General features: G+C 60.4%; 1 protein-coding gene. It reads left to right on the forward strand.

Going from position 1 to position 935, the window contains the following annotated elements:
• Positions 1-935: ribonucleotide-diphosphate reductase subunit beta (locus M5C56_RS32285; RefSeq protein WP_247263507.1), on the forward strand; the 935-nt coding region annotated here is incomplete at both ends.

A 935-nucleotide genomic window follows, 5' to 3' on the forward strand; every position in this document is an offset into this window, starting at 1 on the left:
GCCCTCGATGCCCTGGACGTTGCCGAAGGCCTGGCTGAACTCGAAGGCGCCTCGGCCCGTGTCGCGGTCGACGAAAAGCGCATGATCAACTGCCGCGCCGACCTCAACCAGCTCGTGCCGTTCAAGTACGACTGGGCCTGGCAGAAGTACCTCGACGGCTGCGCCAACCACTGGATGCCGCAAGAAGTCAACATGACCGCCGACATCGCCCTCTGGAAAGACCCGGAAGGCCTGACCGACGACGAACGCCGCATCGTCATGCGCAACCTCGGTTTCTTCTCCACCGCCGACTCCCTGGTGGCGAACAACCTGGTGCTGGCCGTGTACCGCCTGATCACCAACCCCGAGTGCCGCCAGTACATCCTGCGCCAGGCCTTCGAAGAGGCGATCCACACCCACGCCTACCAGTACTGCATCGAATCGTTGGCCATGGATGAAGGCGAGATCTTCAACATGTACCACGAGATTCCTTCGGTGGCGAAAAAGGCCACCTGGGGCCTGAAGTACACCCGTTCGATCTCCGACCCGGAATTCAAGACCGGCACCGTCGAGACCGACAAGGAACTGCTGCGCAACCTGATCGCCTACTACTGCGTGCTGGAAGGCATCTTCTTCTACTGCGGCTTCACCCAGATCCTGTCCATGGGTCGTCGCAACAAGATGACCGGCGTGGCCGAGCAGTTCCAGTACATCCTGCGGGATGAGTCCATGCACCTGAACTTCGGCATCGACGTGATCAACCAGATCAAGATCGAGAACCCGCACCTGTGGGATGCCGAGATGAAGGAAGAAGCCACCCAGATGATCCTGCAGGGCACCCAGCTGGAAATCGAATACGCGCGTGACACCATGCCACGCGGCGTGTTGGGCATGAACGCGGCGATGATGGAGGACTACCTCAAGTTCATCGCCAACCGTCGCCTGAGCCAGATCGG

It is taken from the genome of Pseudomonas sp. MWU13-2862 (assembly GCF_023242495.1).
Taxonomy (GTDB): domain Bacteria; phylum Pseudomonadota; class Gammaproteobacteria; order Pseudomonadales; family Pseudomonadaceae; genus Aquipseudomonas; species Aquipseudomonas gingeri_D.